The sequence below is a fragment of the Oceanobacillus sp. AG genome, assembly GCF_009746545.1.
Taxonomy (GTDB): Bacteria; Bacillota; Bacilli; order Bacillales; family Amphibacillaceae; genus Oceanobacillus; species Oceanobacillus indicireducens.
Genome location: NZ_WOWT01000033.1, coordinates 17,248 through 35,021, shown reverse-complemented (window position 1 = coordinate 35,021; position 17,774 = coordinate 17,248). Strand labels below are relative to the sequence as shown.

General features: G+C 39.4%; 16 protein-coding genes. 4 read left to right on the top strand and 12 right to left on the bottom strand.

Annotated elements, in window-relative coordinates:
- Positions 1-18 precede the first annotated feature (18 nt).
- The 6 genes from ctaG to cyoE all read right to left on the bottom strand — a co-directional run bounded on the left by ctaG (position 19) and on the right by cyoE (position 5,968).
- Positions 19-915 carry a cytochrome c oxidase assembly factor CtaG gene (gene ctaG / locus GN217_RS15730; RefSeq protein WP_156857605.1) on the bottom strand — a complete coding sequence of 299 codons (897 nt, stop codon included), beginning with the start codon at positions 913-915 and terminating at the stop codon, positions 19-21.
- A 123-nt stretch (positions 916-1,038) separates the two neighbouring features.
- Positions 1,039-1,362, bottom strand: a complete 324-nt coding sequence (locus GN217_RS15725) for a cytochrome C oxidase subunit IV family protein (RefSeq protein ID WP_156857604.1) — start codon at positions 1,360-1,362, stop codon at positions 1,039-1,041.
- Between the two features lies 1 nt (position 1,363).
- Positions 1,364-2,008 carry a cytochrome c oxidase subunit 3 gene (locus tag GN217_RS15720; protein WP_156857603.1) on the bottom strand — a complete coding sequence of 215 codons (645 nt, stop codon included), beginning with the start codon at positions 2,006-2,008 and terminating at the stop codon, positions 1,364-1,366.
- Position 2,009: 1 nt separating this feature from the next.
- Entirely contained in the window at positions 2,010-3,806 is a 1,797-nt protein-coding gene (locus tag GN217_RS15715; RefSeq protein WP_156857618.1) for a cytochrome c oxidase subunit I, read from the bottom strand.
- A 96-nt stretch (positions 3,807-3,902) separates the two neighbouring features.
- Positions 3,903-4,958 carry a cytochrome c oxidase subunit II gene (gene coxB, locus GN217_RS15710; protein ID WP_156857602.1) on the bottom strand — a complete coding sequence of 352 codons (1,056 nt, stop codon included), beginning with the start codon at positions 4,956-4,958 and terminating at the stop codon, positions 3,903-3,905.
- Between the two features lie 68 nt (positions 4,959-5,026).
- Complete coding sequence (cyoE, locus tag GN217_RS15705) at positions 5,027-5,968, bottom strand: heme o synthase (protein ID WP_156857601.1); 942 nt, start codon at positions 5,966-5,968, stop codon at positions 5,027-5,029.
- Positions 5,969-6,409: 441 nt separating this feature from the next.
- Between cyoE and GN217_RS15700 the strand changes: the two genes are divergently transcribed.
- The gene (locus tag GN217_RS15700; RefSeq protein WP_156857600.1) at positions 6,410-7,357 is read left to right on the top strand and encodes a COX15/CtaA family protein; all 948 of its coding nucleotides are present in this window, start codon (positions 6,410-6,412) and stop codon (positions 7,355-7,357) included.
- 42 nt (positions 7,358-7,399) lie between these two features.
- Here the strand turns inward: GN217_RS15700 and pyc are convergent, their stop codons facing one another.
- The 3 genes from pyc to GN217_RS15685 form a co-directional block, all read right to left on the bottom strand.
- Complete coding sequence (gene pyc, locus GN217_RS15695; protein WP_156857599.1) at positions 7,400-10,840, bottom strand: pyruvate carboxylase; 3,441 nt, start codon at positions 10,838-10,840, stop codon at positions 7,400-7,402.
- Complete coding sequence (gene ftsW, locus GN217_RS15690) at positions 10,818-12,011, bottom strand: putative lipid II flippase FtsW (RefSeq protein ID WP_156857598.1); 1,194 nt, start codon at positions 12,009-12,011, stop codon at positions 10,818-10,820. Before ftsW ends, pyc begins: the two co-directional genes overlap by 23 nt.
- A 206-nt stretch (positions 12,012-12,217) precedes the next feature.
- Positions 12,218-12,502, bottom strand: a complete 285-nt coding sequence (locus GN217_RS15685; RefSeq protein ID WP_156857597.1) for an Fpa/YlaN family protein — start codon at positions 12,500-12,502, stop codon at positions 12,218-12,220.
- A gap of 224 nt (positions 12,503-12,726) precedes the next feature.
- On the opposite strand from GN217_RS15685, the gene GN217_RS15680 reads away from it, so the two are divergent.
- On the top strand, positions 12,727-13,209 hold the full coding sequence (locus tag GN217_RS15680; protein WP_156857596.1) for a hypothetical protein: 483 nt from the start codon (positions 12,727-12,729) through the stop codon (positions 13,207-13,209).
- Between the two features lie 655 nt (positions 13,210-13,864).
- Positions 13,865-14,458 (top strand): YhcN/YlaJ family sporulation lipoprotein, encoded by a 594-nt coding sequence (locus GN217_RS15675; protein ID WP_156857595.1) that lies wholly within the window; start codon positions 13,865-13,867, stop codon positions 14,456-14,458.
- Positions 14,459-14,506: 48 nt separating this feature from the next.
- Here the strand turns inward: GN217_RS15675 and GN217_RS15670 are convergent, their stop codons facing one another.
- A complete protein-coding gene (locus tag GN217_RS15670; protein ID WP_156857594.1) occupies positions 14,507-14,806 on the bottom strand; it encodes a hypothetical protein in 300 nt (99 codons plus the stop codon).
- A gap of 161 nt (positions 14,807-14,967) precedes the next feature.
- Between GN217_RS15670 and GN217_RS15665 the strand changes: the two genes are divergently transcribed.
- Entirely contained in the window at positions 14,968-15,171 is a 204-nt protein-coding gene (locus GN217_RS15665; protein WP_156857593.1) for a YlaI family protein, read from the top strand.
- 10 nt (positions 15,172-15,181) lie between these two features.
- Here the strand turns inward: GN217_RS15665 and GN217_RS15660 are convergent, their stop codons facing one another.
- Both GN217_RS15660 and thrS read right to left on the bottom strand, forming a co-directional pair.
- Positions 15,182-15,490 carry a YlaH-like family protein gene (locus tag GN217_RS15660; protein ID WP_156857592.1) on the bottom strand — a complete coding sequence of 103 codons (309 nt, stop codon included), beginning with the start codon at positions 15,488-15,490 and terminating at the stop codon, positions 15,182-15,184.
- A gap of 203 nt (positions 15,491-15,693) precedes the next feature.
- Positions 15,694-17,640 (bottom strand): threonine--tRNA ligase, encoded by a 1,947-nt coding sequence (gene thrS / locus GN217_RS15655; protein WP_156857591.1) that lies wholly within the window; start codon positions 17,638-17,640, stop codon positions 15,694-15,696.
- Positions 17,641-17,774 lie beyond the last annotated feature (134 nt).

Sequence of the window (17,774 nt, the reverse complement as noted above, 5' to 3'; positions counted from 1 at the left end):
TGTGTGATTTAATATAATTTAATTTACTTCTACACTAACTGGATCGACGTCTCTTGATTTCTCCCGGAACCAACCAAAGAATACTCGTATCATTAATGATAAATAAACGACTTCCTGAAGTGTTTTCATAATAACACCACCGAATTGCTGGTCGTTTATCGTACTTAATGGTGAAAACATTTCAGGCCCGGAAAGAGCTAATTCAATTCCGTCAAGTACATCACCAGGTACACAGATTGCTAATGATTGTAACCATGCACCCCCTGCCAAATAAGCTTCATAAGCAGGTGTTTTTGTAAAGATAATCAATACACAAGCCGGAGTTATCAATACACCATTAGCAAAGATATAGCCGACTTTCAATAAAGGAGTCATCGTATTTATTTCCTTAAATGGTAATAACAGTGGAATAAACACGATAAAGGCAGCAATCAATAAAATACTATGAATAACGAAATGCCATACTGGAGCCGACTTTGAAAAATCAAAGACAACTGGTATATGGTAGATAGAAAACAATCCATTAAATAAAAGCAAAGAAATAATCGGCTTTGTGAGTAGTCGAATAATTGGACCTAAGATATTGTTTCTTAGAACCCTTTCCCAAACCCATAATGGAAGTCCTTTAATGACAAGGATTGGAAAGATAAGCAGAAATACTACCATCTGTATCATATGCGCACTAAACATTATATGGGATAATAAATCAATTGGCGAACCTTTAGCTACATATAAAAGAAATAACGCTGTATACATCAAAACATGTTGCTTAACCGTAGGCTTTTCTGTTCCACCAAATTTATGGCGGTAAGGGCCAGTTGCTAAATAATAAATAACTCCTAGCAGTACACAGAATGTAAAGAAATATGGACTCCACAAAGCTCTAAAGCCGAAGATTTGTAATTCTAACCACATATATAGTCACTCCATAAAAAGGTTTATTCACTTATTATATACCATATTTTCGTGAGAATTTAATAAAAATGTGACGAAATTCGCAAAAAAAGATCGGGAATACTCTCCCGATCTTTTTAAATTTTACCACCAAGTAATAACTCCTAATCCAAGGATAGTTAGAAATGCAATTAACATTCCTCCGTAGATTGATGCAGAAGCTGGTCCATGGCCCTTATCTTTCAAATGCATAAAATATAAGAATTGGAACATCGCCTGCACAATTGCTAGGACAACTAGCAAGATACTTAAATACGAACCAGTCATTAACTGCGTTCCAACAAGAGCGAATGCAATGACGGTAAATACAATCATTGAAACAAAGCTAATTACTTGGATTTTCATCTCATCTTTACTTTCTTGTTTACGGTAAGAATCGAGTTTGTTAGGCGTAGTATTTTCTGTCATTTTAACCCACCATCCCCATTAGATATACGACTGTAAAGATGAACACCCATACAACGTCAATAAAATGCCAGTACAATGCAAATGTATTGTACTTCGGAGCGTTATATGTGTCCAGTCCGCGTTTTGCATTACGTGCCATCAATACGATTAACCAGCTCAAACCGAAAATAACGTGTCCTCCGTGGAAGCCGACTAACGCATAGAAAGCTGAACCAAACGCAGAAGAGCGGAAAGTAAAGCCGTAATCTGTAATATAATGAGCGAACTCATAAATTTCACAACCTAAGAATGCGAGTCCTAGTAACCCAGTGATACCCATCCATAATTGCATTTTCTTAAAGTTGTTATTCTTCATATGGTAAATTGCATAAACACTCGTTAAAGAACTTGTAAGTAAAAGAAGTGTCATTAAGAATACAAGTTCAAGACCATATAATTCTTGTGTCGTCGGTCCGCCAGCAGTAGAGTTTTTAAGCGCGATATATGTCCCGAACAAACTGGCAAAAAGAACCGTTTCACTTCCAAGAAAAATCCATATACCAAGGTGTTTATGTTTACCCTCTGCTGTAACCCTCGCAGGCTCTGCAGGAATATTATTTGGATCTATTTTATGTGCATTCCTGCCAATTGCTTCCTGGTGACTCATCTTAATCATCCTCCTTTTCAAGTTCTTCTTTGGGGATGTTATAGCCGTAGTCATCTTTCAATGACCGAACAATCATACAACCGATAGCAAATGCCATACCGATGTAAATTAATATCCTGCCATGTGGACCATCTAACTGGTAAATAAAACCAAACGATGCAACTGTAAGTCCAAGACTGATTAGAAATGGAAGTATTGAACCATGTGGCATATGAATGTCATGTAATGGTTCAGCAGGTTTTATCTTACCATCACCTTCCATTTTTTCAATCCAAAATGGATCTAATCCACGAGTTAATGGTGTGTATTTAAAGTTATAGTAAGGCGTTGGATTCGGTACTGACCACTCTAATGATCTTCCATCCCATGGGTCTCTTGGTGCTGGACCTTTGAAGTATGAGGTCACAACATTAATTAATAACACAATTACTGCTAGACCCATCAAGTAAGAACCTAACGTACTGATTAAGTTTCCTAAATCCAGTTCCTGATTCTCTAGGAATACCCAGTAGCGACGTGGCATACCCATTAGTCCTAAGAAATGCTGAATGAAGAATGTTAAATGGAAACCAGAAAAGAACAGCCAAAATTCAAGTTTTCCTAACTTCTCACTTAACATCCGGTTGAACATCAACGGCCACCAATAGTGTACTGCCGCTAGTATACCAAATACTGATCCACCAATTATAACGTAGTGGAAGTGCGCAACTACGAAATACGTGTCATGGAACTGATAGTCCGCAACTGTTGAACCAAGCATAACACCTGTCATCCCACCAATTGTGAAAGATGGAATAAATCCAAGTGCATAAAGCATCGGAGTAGTTATTTTAATACTACCGCCCCACATTGTGAGGAGCCAGTTGAATATCTTGATTCCCGTTGGCACGGCAATCGCCATCGTACCAATCGCGAAAAGAGCGTTAGCTACTGGTCCTAGGCCTACAGTAAACATATGGTGCGCCCAAACCATGAATCCTAAAAATGCGATTAGGAATGTAGCGAAAACCATCGCGGTATAACCAAATAGTCGTTTCTTCGAGAATGTCGGGATGACTTCACTAAATATCCCGAATGCGGGAAGAACCAAAATATAAACTTCAGGATGACCCATTATCCAGAATAAGTGTTGCCAGATAACCGAGTTACCACCTAAAGCAATATCAAAGAAAGCAGAATCAAACATACGGTCAAACTGCATTAAGAATAGTGCAATTGTAAATGCTGGGAAAGCGAATAAAATAAGAATACTTGTTACTAATGTTGTCCATGTAAATAACGGCATTCTCATATATGTCATCCCTGGTCCACGCATTAATACAATCGTTGCTATAAAGTTAATCCCTGTCATAATTGTTCCTGCACCTGCTAGCTGCAGTCCCAATACATAGAAGTTTATACCATGACCAGGTGATTGTACGGAAAGTGGTGCGTAGTTTGTCCACCCTGCATCTGGTGCTCCTCCAAAAAACCAACTAGAGTTCATTAAGAGTCCACCAAAGATAAATAGCCAAACACCTAAACCGTTCAAGAAAGGAAATGCCAAATCACGAGCTCCAATTTGAAGTGGCATAACATAGTTCATTAAGCCGAAGAACAACGGCATCGCTGCAAGGAATAACATGTTCGTTCCATGCATCGTAATCAATTCATTATATAAGCCAGCAGAAACAAAGTCGTTTTCTGGTGTCATTAACTGAGTTCGAATAATTAATGCTTGTAATCCGGCCATTAGGAAGAATATCCCACCGAAAAGCAAATATAATACTCCGACCTTTTTATGGTCAACGGTGGTCATGTAATCCCAAATCACGGTTCCCAAGCTTCTTTTTTGAGTAGTAGTACTCAAAGCTTTAACCTCCCTCTTGTGTCTTCCATCCCTTAATTAATATTATTAGTCGATAAGGCCCCCAGCACTCTCAGGGGTTATTTCAGATGGCTGAAGCTGCATTAAATACTCTGCTATCTTATCAGCTTCTTCTTCTGTCACATCATACGTACCCGTCATTAGGTTACCAGGCTTAATTGACTCTGGATCTGTAATCCACTTAACAAGATTCTCTTTTGTTGGTTCAAGATATCCTACAAAGTGTGTACGGTCACCAAAGTTAGTCAAGTTTGGTCCAACACCAGATGGTGCAGATCCAAGCGCGTGACATCCCATACAGTTATTTTGGAATAGGTCTTGACCTTCCTGTGCAACTGCATCGTCCGGTACCTCTTCAGGATCAAAGTTTTGCATGTCTGTGATCCACTGTTCATACTCTTCTGGACTTACTGCAATTACTTTGAAGTCCATCAGCGAGTGGGATGGTCCACAAAGTTCGGCACATTTACCCCAGTAAACTCCTTCTTCATAAGCTTCAATGAACATTGTATTCACGTTTTCCGGGTTAACGTCCATTTTTCCAGATATTGATGGTACCCAGAATGAGTGAATTACGTCTGATGAAACCATATTCAAGTATACTTTTTCTCCAGTTGGGATATACAAGTCCTGACTTGTCGAGACTTCTTCATCTTGATACTCAAAATGCCACCAATACTGGTTACCTGTTACATCAATATTAATTGATGAACTTGCCTCTGACGTATCTGCTAGATCAAAGGTGAAGTAAATTGTAGGGACCAAGATAATAATAACAAGAATGATTGGAATTACAGTCCACACAATCTCTAACTTCGTATTCCCTTCCACCTGTACTGGAATTTCATTCTCTTGACCCTTCTTTTCACGGTAACGGATCAATACAATCGTATAGATCACCATTACAACTACAAAAACACCAATCATGATGAATGTAATATAAAGAATTAGATCTAATGTTATATCTGCCCCATAGCCCTTAGGATTAAGGGAAGTTAAATTCTCTTTTCCACACCCTGCTAATAGGATTGCTAAGAAAGTAAAAAGCATGAGTGCTTTAAATTTTCCCATCCATCTTTTCATGTGTTCATACCTCTCTTTCTTCTTGTTGTTGTTTCCTTATATATTAATTTTATATTTAAGGACAATAGTTAATTAAATATTGGGAGCGTTACAATAACCATAAGCGGGAACAGGATGACGAGATAATTCAAAGAATAAACAAATATTCTATTTGCCCATTTCAAATCGTCTTTAACAAATAATCCTGAAACAGCTAGAATTAACCATCCAATATTTAGTGCGGTAGCGATAACGACAAATGTCGTACCGAGTGATGTAAGCAATAATGGCAACGGTAATAGACACGCAATGTATACAATAATTTGCCGCTTCGTTATGTTAAATCCATAGACGACCGGAAGCATTGGAACACCAGCCTCTTTATATTCGTCCATCTTCTTCATAGCAAGAGCAAGGAAATGCGGTGTCTGCCATATAAACATGATTAAAAATAGTCCAATCGGAACAATATGTAGCTCTGGAGTAATTGCAAACCAACCAATCAGTGGCGGCATTGCTCCTGAAATACAACCCACTATCGTATTTAATGTATACTTCCGTTTCGTCCACATCGTATATAACACAATGTAAACAAACCAACCGATAAAGGCAAATAATGCGGCATAAGCATTTGTAAACAGAAAAAGAATCCCTAACCCAATAATCGTCGTGACGATACCAGATATCAGGACTGCTCTAAGCGAAAATAGCCCTGTTACAGTTGGCCGTGTCTTTGTCCGGGTCATTTTCGGATCTATATCAACATCATACCAGTTATTTAGGATAGCCCCACCGGCGATTACTAAACCACTACCGATTAAGGTCATAATCAGCGTACCGATATGTTCACTGAACGTCAGACCATGTATGTATATAGCCAACCAAAAACCAGCAATTACAGTTATTAAATTTGAATTGACAATTCCGATTTTGATAAGAGCTTTAACAGCTTGCACCATACTTCTCATATTTTTGGCAGGAATTGCGGTGTCACTTACTACGTCTGTATACGGCGTTTCCACCTTGTTCATTCTCATTTCCCCCCTTTTTTCGAAAAAGCCAAGATTTTCATTACCATAGCTAGTTTTACACATGACAAATATAGCCGATAATTACTTTTATTGTATCATGGAATCAAATAAAATTCTATCCAACCAATAATTACTATTTAAATAAAATAATTATTGATTGAATGATTTTGGATAATTAAATCAAATCATTATTTTAGAATTTCTCTCTTCCGGAAGTATAACCCACTCGGCCCTCATACTATTTCTAGCAAACTACGCCCCACATTGCAAGTATTTTTTACTATTTGAATGGTAAATACTGCTTTTATGTTGAATACTGTTACAAATTAATGACGAATTTCAACTAAGGGTATATTTCTTTGATATTGTTCCCGTAAAATATTATTATAAACGTTATAAAGTGTATACATATACTAAGAAGAAGTGAGGCTTAAAAATAACATGAAACTTTTAAAATGGTTATCCGTTGTTGCGACAATCGGGATGATCTTTGTACTTTTAGGTGGTGCACTTGTTACAAAGACAGGTTCAGCAGATGGCTGTGGAGATAGCTGGCCGCTTTGTGAAGGACAATTAATACCATCTGAATTCAACTTCGAGATGATTATCGAACTCAGTCACCGCTTAGTATCCGGTTCAATGGGAATTATCGTTGTATTATTAGCAATTCTAGCATGGAGAAAAATCGGTCATATCCGTGAAGTTAAATTCCTTTCTATCAGTTCAGTTGTCTTTCTCATTTTACAGGCACTGATCGGTGCAGCTGCTGTTGTATGGGGACAATCAGACTTTGTGCTTGCATTACATTTCGGAATTTCACTAATTTCGTTTGCTACTGTATTCCTGCTTACGCTACTTATTTTTGAGACCGACAAGAAGTGGGATACGGAATCGCTCACCATTAAGAAAAAGCATCGAATCGAGTTTATTGCGCTTACGATTTATACACTCGCTGTCGTCTATACAGGGGCGCTTGTCCGACATACTGAGTCCAGTCTCGTTTGTCCAGATTTCCCCTTCTGCTACAATAATAATCCCGGCGGTATTGCGAGTTATAACTTCCAGCAATGGGTACAAATGGGGCATCGTTTGAGCGCAATCATTTTGTTCCTTTGGACGATTGTGTTGTTCGTTAAAATTATTAAAGAATATAAACACTCTAAAGTCATGGTAGGAGGTTGGGCGATTGCACTTTCGCTTATTGTATTACAAGCTCTGTCTGGTGCATTAAGTGTCTTTACGATGCTCAGTCTATTCGCAACACTTGCACACGCTCTATTCATCTCTTGTTATTTCGGGATGCTGAGTTACTATCTTCTGTTATCAAACCGGAGCGCAACAAGAGAAATGCATGAACAGCCTAACCACACAAATACAGTTATTTCTTAGAACAAAAAACATCGCTCTTGATTGGGAGCGATGTTTTTTGTTTTATTCAAATTCGATTAAAATATCGTCAACTTCAATGACGGAGCCGTCTTTTACATAGACATCTTTAATGGTTCCACCAAACGGCGCTTGAATACTTGTTTCCATCTTCATTGCTTCTGTTGTAAGCAGATGGTCGCCTTTCTTCACCTGATCGCCCTTCTTACAGTTCACACTTAAAACTGTACCAGGCATCGTTGCACCAATATGCTTCTCATTCCCTTTCTCCACTTTTGGTCTAAAGGCAACGGATGAACGAATACTTTTATCTTTAATTTGAATTTCACGAGTCTGACCATTTAGTTCAAAATAGATCACACGGGTACCATCGGGTTTCGGCTCAGAAATGGAAACAAGATTAATAATCAATGTTTTCCCTTCTTCAATTGTCACATCAATCACTTCACCAAGCTTCATACCATAGAAAAATGTCGGTGTATCGAGAACAGACATATCACCATAAGTATCCGTGAAATCTTTATAGTCAAGAAATACTTTCGGATAAAGTGCATATGCAATCACGTCTTGATCAGTAACTGATTGCTCTAGCTTTTCCTCCAATTCTTCTTTTAAAGCTTCAAAGTCAACGGGCTCAAGCAATTCTCCAGGACGGACAGAAATCGGTTCCTTATCCTTTAAAATGACTTTCTGTAGTTTTTCCGGGAAACCTTGATAAGGCTGGCCGATATATCCGGCCGCAAACTCAATGACAGATTCCGGAAAGTCAATCTGGTGCCCTTTATCATACACATCTTGTTCCGAGAGATCATTCTGTACCATGAATAGTGCCATATCACCAACTATTTTAGAAGATGGTGTTACTTTAACGATATCACCAAACATATCGTTAACGAGACGGAATGTTTTCTTTACTTCATTCCAGCGGCCCCCAAGGCCAACCGCTTTAGCCTGCTGCTGTAAATTACTATATTGCCCGCCAGGCATCTCATGGTTATAGATTTCAGTGTGAGGTGACTTCATCCCGCTTTCAAAATCACTATAATATTCCCGAATCCCTTCCCAATAATGCGAGAGTTCTTCCACTGCATCGATATTCATTTCAGGCTGACGAACATGTCCTTCCAGTGCATGATAAAGCGTCTGTCCACTTGGTTGCGAAGTCATCCCTGCGAGCGGACCATTCGCAACATCAACAATATCTACGCCGGCATCTACTGCTCGTGCATACATATAAATTCCATTTCCACTTGTATCGTGTGTATGTAAGTGGATTGGTAAATCTGTCTTTTCTTTCAATGTTGAAATTAACTGATATGCTGCTTCAGGCTTCAATAGTCCGGCCATATCTTTAATTGCTAGAATATGAGCACCGGCATCTTCCAACTGTTTCGCCAAGCTCACATAGTAATCCAAGTCGTACTTTGATCGACCTTTATCTAGCATATTACCGGTGTAGCACATTGCAGCCTCTGCAATCTTATTATTGTTCCGAACCGATTCGATAGCGAGCTTCATCCCATCAAACCAGTTTAAACTGTCAAAAATACGGAATACATCTATACCTTTTTCTGCACTTTTCTCAACAAATGCATGGATTAAATTATCCGGGTAGTTCTTATAACCAACTGCATTACTTGCACGCAGCAACATCTGGAATAGAACATTCGGCATTTGTTCCCGTAATTGCTCAAGGCGTACCCAAGGATCTTCTTTTAAGAAGCGATAGGCAACGTCAAAAGTTGCTCCTCCCCACATTTCAACAGAAAATAAGTTCGGTTGAATTTTCGCTGTTGGTTCAGCGATTTGTACAAGATCCTTCGTGCGAATCCGAGTTGCTAGTAATGACTGGTGGGCATCACGGAAAGTCGTGTCTGTTAAGAGAACTTCTTTCTGATCTTTCACCCAGTCCGCTAACGCTTCAGGGCCTTTTTCATCTAATATTTGCTTTGTGCCGTCAGGGAATGGGGAGTGATGATCGACTTGAGGGATCAGCAGCTTAGAAAATTCCGGCTTTTCTACTTTTGCTGCTCCGTCTACTCCATTGATTGTGATATCCCCAATATAAGTAAGCATTCTTGTTGCACGGTCTCTTGATTTTCTGAATTCAAATAATTCCGGTGTTTTATCAACAAAGGTTGTATCATAGTCCCCCGTGATAAATTGTTTGTGGTGCATTACTTTTTCCAAAAACTGTACATTCGTTTTTATTCCGCGAATTCGGAATTCTTTAAGGTTACGTACCATCTTCCTAATGGCTTGTTCATATGATTTCGCCCATGTCGACACCTTAACTAGTAGAGAATCATAATGCGGGCTAATGATTGCCCCTGAGAAACCATTTCCTGCATCAAGTCTTACGCCAAACCCGCCCCCTGTCCGGTAAGCAAGAATCTTTCCGGTATCAGGCATAAAGTTATTTAACGGATCTTCTGTTGTGACTCTTGACTGGATCGCATACCCATCCGTAATAATATCTTCTTGTTTTGGAACTTGAATTTCTTCTCCATGTAAGCCGTAACCATCCGCGATTAAGATTTGCGTCTGCACAATATCAATTCCAGTAATCATCTCTGTAATCGTATGTTCCACTTGGACACGCGGATTTACTTCAATGAAATAGAACTCGCCTTCTGAAACGAGGAACTCGACTGTCCCGGCATTGAGGTAATCTACATTACGCATTAGGTTCACTGCCGCCTCGCAAATTTCCTCGCGCAGTTCATCTGATAACGTAAGACTAGGAGCAACTTCTATCAGTTTTTGGTGTCTACGCTGAATCGAACAATCTCGTTCATAAAGATGGACGATATCACCATGGCTATCTCCAAGAATCTGGACTTCAATATGTTTTGGATTCGTTAACAATTTTTCTACATAAATCTCATCATCACCAAATGCTGTCTTCGCTTCAGACTTCGTGCGATCATACGCCTCGGAAACTTCTTCAGGGCTATTAACGACCCGCATTCCCCGACCGCCACCACCAAGAGTTGCTTTAATGATGATTGGGTAACCATATTTTTCACCAAAGGTAAGAACTTCTTCTATACTATGTACAGCTCCGCTTCCCGGTATGACAGGAATATCTGCGTTCACTGCCTGTTCGCGAGCTTTCACCTTATCCCCAAACATGTCCAAATGCTTGCTTTTCGGACCAATGAAGATAATACCTTCCTCTTCACAACGTTTAGCGAATTCGATGTTTTCGGATAAAAAACCGTAACCCGGATGAATCGCATCGATATTTTTTTCTTTAGCAAGTTCGATAATGCCTTCAATATCAAGGTACGCATCGATCGGCTTCTTATCTTCCCCGATTAAGTATGCTTCATCTGCTTTAAAACGGTGAAGCGAACCTAGGTCTTCTTTTGAATAAACAGCAACCGTTCGTATTCCGAGTTCATTACACGCCCGGAATACCCTGATTGCTATTTCCCCTCGGTTTGCTACTAAGACTTTCTTAATATGCTTTAAATTTACCATGTTTCCCACCTCTGTTTAGTTGTTTTATTTTTCTATCTGCATTATCTTGTTGACTCTCTGTCTCATGTTCCTTCCTTCTCACATTCATTGCAATGTTGTTTAGAACACCCATGGAGATAAGCAATACTAACAATGAAGTACCACCATAACTAATAAATGGCAAGGTAACTCCAGTAATCGGCATTAGCCCACTAATAGCACCTAGGTTAATGAAAGCTTGGATTCCGACCATCGAAGAAATACCAATGGCAAGCAGTGCACCAAAGCTGTCTGTACATTTTCTTGAAATAAAGAAGCCCCTAAGTACAATGACAGCAAGTAAGCCTATTACGATAACTACACCAATAAATCCAAGTTCTTCGGCGATGATAGCCATGATAAAATCAGTATACGCCTGTGTTAAATAACCCAATTTCTGTACACTTTGTCCAAGTCCCTCTCCAGTAAGCCCACCAACTCCAATCGCTACATAAGATTGGATTAATTGGTATCCATCTGAATCTGGTGTTTCAAATGGCTGGTATGCTCCGGTAAAGCGGGAAATCCTCTCATCTGTCACCATAGACGGTGCAACAAGGAGTAAAAGTCCCATTCCAAAAGCTATTAAAATACTTAAATGCTTCCAGCGGATACCTGAACTAACGATTATAGAACAGGCGATCAAGAAAATAATAGAAGATGTACCGATATCCGGTTGGATAATAATTAAACCGATGAATACACCGGTTAAAATTAACGGAGGGAGTACACCGGTCGTAAATTTATCAATATAAGCTTGCTTCTTGGAATATACGGAAGCAAGGTACATAATCAGCGCAATCTTGGCAAACTCGGCAGGTTGTAAGCTCATTGGTCCAATCTTAAGCCACGATTGGGCGTTATTTACATTTGTTCCAAATAAAATAACACTAACTAGCATGATGAGAACACCTATAACAATAAACTTCATCAATTTCTGATAATACTGATAAGGAAATATACAAGTAACCAGAAATCCAATGAAGCCGAAACCGAACCAGACTGCTTGCCGTTTTAAATAATATGTACTCTCCAGCCCATCCACTACCGCGGTCACCATACTGGCGCTATAGATCATCACAAGGCCGAATGCTGTTAATATCAATGGCGTAATGATTAATGTGTAATCATAGTATTTTAATTTTTTTAACATCCTTCTTCTCCTCAGATTGATAGATTTTAGCGGAAGGATATCGAGAAACTTTTTATAAAGTATAACACAATTAAATAAATAGTACATACTATTTATAAAAAGTTTTTCTTTTACCCACAGTTTTATTTTAACTTACCTAAAACAAAAAAACCTTGCCGAGTTCTTTCAGGCAAAGTTTTGCTGCAAAATCAACATACACAAATCGTTCACAACGTATTTTGTGAGGCTTCATGCAAAATATTAAGCTTCTTCTCCAAATTTTCCAGAAGTGCTTTACCTTCATTCTCGCTGATTAAGTTCAAACGAACAGCAAAATCAATCTCTTTAGAGAGACCGAACATTTGTGTATCCAACACCTCTTCGTAGACCGGGCACTGTGGCATCGTTAAATTTTCTATTTGAACTTCTATTAATCGTAAAATTTTGTCAGCGTCAGCCTTCAGAAGGGCGTAGGCTTTTTCACGATGATTAACTGTCACCTCAGGAACCATTATAATCCCCTCCAGTAATAAAGACTCTTTCTTATATATTAGCGGTTGCTAAAAAAAAATGCAAACAAAATTGAAGGATATCCCGGAAAAGAATTGCTCTTCTCTTGTAAATTTCTCGATTAGGTGAAAATATTGAATCAATTTGATAGAATTATAACGTATCGATTGCCGGGTATGAATAAAAAGATTCATAGGGTAATTAATAAAAGATGGGGGCACAAGAAATGATTATTCCAATAAAGGGGAATGTAAAGTTTCCAATAACACTTGATCCAAGTGTCTGGATTTTTGATGACAGAAGAATAAAATTTGATGAAGCATTTTCTGATAGGCTTGATACGCGCGAAGAACAGGAGCATACATTCAGTTCAGAGGAACGATTTAACCGGGAAGTAGTTCAAGCAACAAATGATAATAAACCCATTCCCCGCAAAGATGCGGACGAAATTTTAAAGTCGACTTACGTTATACCTTTTAAACCTTTTTTTGAAAATGCAGGAGCGAACGAGGAAGCAACCGGCGCTACAATCGTACAAGCAGACGGTAATGAGATAACGCTCGACTTGGAAGAACTTGCAAATAGTTACTTTTTGTTTTCTTTTGAGGGCAAACCACTAAAAGAAGACGGTCCTGTACATATTTATTTCGGTGATGGCACGAATAAAGACGATCCAATTAAAGGAGTTACCGAAATCATCATCAACTAACCCAAGTCCCGCAGTCTAAAACAGCGAATTACTTTCATTCAGCGTAAGTGCAACTTACTTCTGGAGGTCCGCAGTCCAGACACCTCTCGCTTTCCGCAGGCGGCTGGTGAGCCTCCTCGGGCTGCCGCCCTGCGGGGTCTCACCTATGCCTTTCGACGAACAGGAAGTTCTAATGCCGGCGTTGGTCACAGGACGTGACCGTTCTTAGCCGGCCTCCTGCAGGAGTCTCGAGGTGTCTGGACTGCTCCGAGGAAAAGCGTGATTTGGATTACTGTTTAATATTCCAGAAGTACAATCCTTATCATAACGGAATAATTTCTTTTTAAAATAATCCTTTAGACCAGTTCAGTTGCCCGGCGGACGGTGACTCCTACGGGAATAGCACGAGTCCGAAGACCCCGCAGGAAGCGGTTTTCTTCCGAGGAGGCTGAGGCCGTGCCCGTGGAAAGCATCCGTCCGCCGGGCAACTGAACGGCGATGAGAACGCCAAAATTAATGAATGTGCAAAAACTTACGCTGAATGAAAGCGAACGGTGTCAGCGGTTCATTTAAATAGCAATCTTTTTGGTAATTATTTTCATATGACAGGAAGTCCTACGAATATTTTAATTTATTCTGCTAAAAATAAACAAAGCTTTATGAGGAGGTATGAATAATGAATATTCGTAAATGGGGCTTTCTTATTTTATGTCTTGCTGCCCTTTACGGTTGTCAAGGTAAAGACAATGCAGCACAAGAGGAAACGCAGCCAAATAACCGGTTCATGCAAGTGGAGAATAGGAATGATACGGATGATGTGCAGCTGACGAATACGGAAATAGCCGAGCATCTGTCAAACGTTGCAAACAATGTACCAGGAGTTAACGAAGCATCTGCCTTAGTTGCCGGTCCTTACACAGTCGTTGCTATTGATGTCGAGGAAGACATGGATCGTTCACGAGTCGGGACGATCAAATACTCCGTTTCTGAAGCCTTGTATCACGACCCTTGGGGGAAAACGGCAGTAGTAGTCGCGGATGCCGACTTGATGGCTAGAGTGCGCGGGATGGGCGAGCAAATCCAAGCCGGCTATCCTATCCAAGGTATTGTCGATGAACTTTCTGCAATTGTCGGGAGGGCAATGCCTGAATTCCCTGTAATGGATGACCTGCCACAAGAGCAAGGTGATAATAAAGAAATGCTTGATGAAGAAGATAAAAATGAATTGGAAGAAATAGAAAACGAACAGTCACATAATAGAAAAGAATAACGAAAAGTGGAGGCGTTCTTGTTTTCAAGGACGCCTCCGTATACTTGTTTATTGAAGTGGTGTATTTTCTTGTTTTTCGTTTTTTTCGTTGTAGTACTGAACTCCAAATTGCGACCCTTCCGATACCATTTTAGCATTTTCCAAATCAGCGTTATCCCTCATATCCATCTGGTCTGGATGACCAGCTTTTTCAAACGTCGATTCACTTGGATTCATCTGGTTATTAAGAAGATTATTTACCGATTCTTTTATCTTTGATTTTTGTGAGTCATTCAGCAGAAAGTAGCTTGCTGCGCCTGCTCCGATAACACCTGCACCCACAGCTGTAATAATATTACGCTTCTTCATCAACTTTACCTTCCTTTCCAAACGTGAAGTTATCTTTATATTCCCCCATAAAAAAGAATAAAACCTTTATTCGATAAAAAAGATTTTGGTAAAAAAGATTTTCCTAGCATTTACCTATTATGGTATACTTGTTTCATCATCAGGATATATGAGGTGAAAGGATGCAAGTTAAATGTACAATATGCGATGAAATTAATGAACTTCCTGACGACTCATTTAAAGCGAAACGTTTAAGAAACCGCCGGACGTATATGTACCTATGTGACGAATGTTATGAGCGGATTGAAATAAAAACAAAAGCAAGGCATGCAACAGGTAAATTCCGGCTTTATGAAGAGAATAAGGAAGAAGATGAATATATTTAAAAAAACGCCCTTATGAGGCGTTTTTTGCTTTTCTTTGCATATGAAGTCTTGTACGATAAATTATAAGTACAATACAGATGACAACAAGGCTTTCTGTCATCGGCAGCTTCATGATGCTGAATATAGTCGTAATATAATTACCGAGAACGAGCATGAAGTAGACGAATATATTTTTTCCCACCGATAACTTTCTTGCAAAACCAAGCTTATAGGCGATTGCTGAAAGTATAAGGTTAATGAAATACATCGTCCAAAAAATATTGTCCGTGCCATAATTGTCTAAGATATAATCTAATACGAAACTAAACGATCCTGTCATACCAATTAATCCCCCAATAACATTCGCTCATTCCATCATACTAAATCTTTTAAATTCATGCTAGGTAAAAGGGAGAATAATTTATTACAATCTAAGGACAGGGTTACCATTTAACCGAAAATAAAACGAAAGTATAACCCCAAACTATGATGAAAAATCCGTACATTGAGATTATACCTAGGTTTATTACAACAAATTATATCTTATTCGTGGTCCGATTTATTAGCAATTTCTTCTCTTAGCAGATCTTTAAATGCAGCCCCCGAGAGAGTTGTTGTTGCTTTTTCTCCGTAGCGGCGGTAGGTAACAGTGTTTTTTTCAACTTCCTTGTCTCCAAGTACGAGAGAGAATGGGACTTTTTCGGTTTGGGCTTGACGGATTTTGTAGCCAATTTTCTCATCACGCTCATCCAACTCGACCCGGATCCCTTCTCTCGTTAATGATTCAGCAACTTGTTTTGCGTAATCAAAATGTACTTGTGGAGATACCGGGATTACTTTCACTTGTACAGGAGCTAGCCATGTTGGGAATGCACCTTTGTATTCTTCAATTAAGAATGCAACAAAGCGTTCCATTGTAGAAACGACACCGCGGTGAATAACAACCGGTCGGTGTTCTTTTCCGTCTTCTCCGATATAAGTTAAATCAAAGCGCTCTGGCAGCAATACGTCAAGCTGTACGGTCGAAAGTGTCTCTTCTTTACCGAGTGCCGTTTTTACTTGAATATCAAGCTTCGGTCCATAGAAAGCCGCTTCCCCTTCTGCTTCCACATAATCAAGCTCCAGCTCTTCCATCGTTTCTTTTAATTGACGTTGTGTCATTTCCCACATTGTGTCATCATCAATATATTTTTCCTTATCTTCCGGATCACGGTAAGACAATCTGAAGCTATAATCTTCAATACCAAAATCTTTATAAACATGTTGGATTAATTCAACAACCCGTTTGAACTCTTCTTTCAGTTGATCAGGACGAGCAAATATATGAGCATCATTTAGCGTCATACCCCGAACACGTTGTAAACCCGCTAACGCCCCGCTCATCTCATAACGGTGCATTAAGCCAAGTTCAGCAATCCGCACTGGCAATTGACGGTAACTCCATAATTGATTTTTAAAAACCATCATATGATGCGGACAGTTCATCGGCCGGAGCACTAATGTTTCGTTATCCATATCCATGGATGGAAACATGTCTTCTTGATAGTGATCCCAATGGCCACTTGTTTCATAAAGTTCCTTACTGCCAAGAACCGGTGTATATACGTGGTCATAGCCTAATTTTTCCTCAAGGTCAACGATATAACGCTCGATAATTCTCCGGATTGTCGCACCTTTTGGCAACCATAAGGGCAGTCCTTGACCGACTTTTTGAGAAACAGTGAATAAATCGAGTTCTTTGCCGAGTTTACGGTGATCTCTTTCTTTTCTCTCTTCTAAGATTTTCAGATACTCTTTAAGCTGAGATTTCTTTTCAAAAGCAGTTCCATAAATTCGTTGAAGCTGTTGATTCTGACTGTCACCTCTCCAGTATGCACCGGAAATACTAAGCAGTTTAAATACTTTAATTTTACTCGTGCTCGGTACATGAACACCACGGCATAGATCGAAAAATTCACCTTGCTCATATATCGTCACCTGCTCCCCTTTAGGGATATCATCGATCAATTCAAGTTTTAGATTATCGCCTATCTCCGCAAAACGTTTTTTCGCTTCTTCCCTTGAAACCTCGATGCGCTTAACTTCCAAGTTCTCATCCACAATACGTTGCATTTCTTTTTCGATTTTCGGCAAATCCTCTGGAGTTAGGGCATGTTCCATATCGATGTCATAATAAAATCCTTCTTCAATGACTGGACCAACTCCGAATTTCACGTCACCGTAGAGACGCTTGATTGCTTGAGCAAGTAAGTGTGCTGTTGAATGACGCAAGATATCAATACCCTCATCATCCCGGTATGTTATGATTTGAATCTCTCCCCCATTTTCAATCGGACGCCGTAAATCCCATGGTTCACCATCAAGCTTAATCGCTAATGCCTGCTTTCTTAATCCTGGTGAAATCGATGCCGCAACTTCTTCCCCTGTCGTACCTTTAGGGAAGTCCTTCTTATTCCCATCTGGGAAGACTAAAGTAATTTCTTCTGCCATCACAAGTCATCTCCTATATCCAATTTATTAAAATACAATAAAAAAACCGTCTCTCTGCATTCATGCAAAGGGACGGTATATCTCTATAACGTGGTTCCACCCAGTTTCCGATTCATAAAAAATCGCTTCAGATC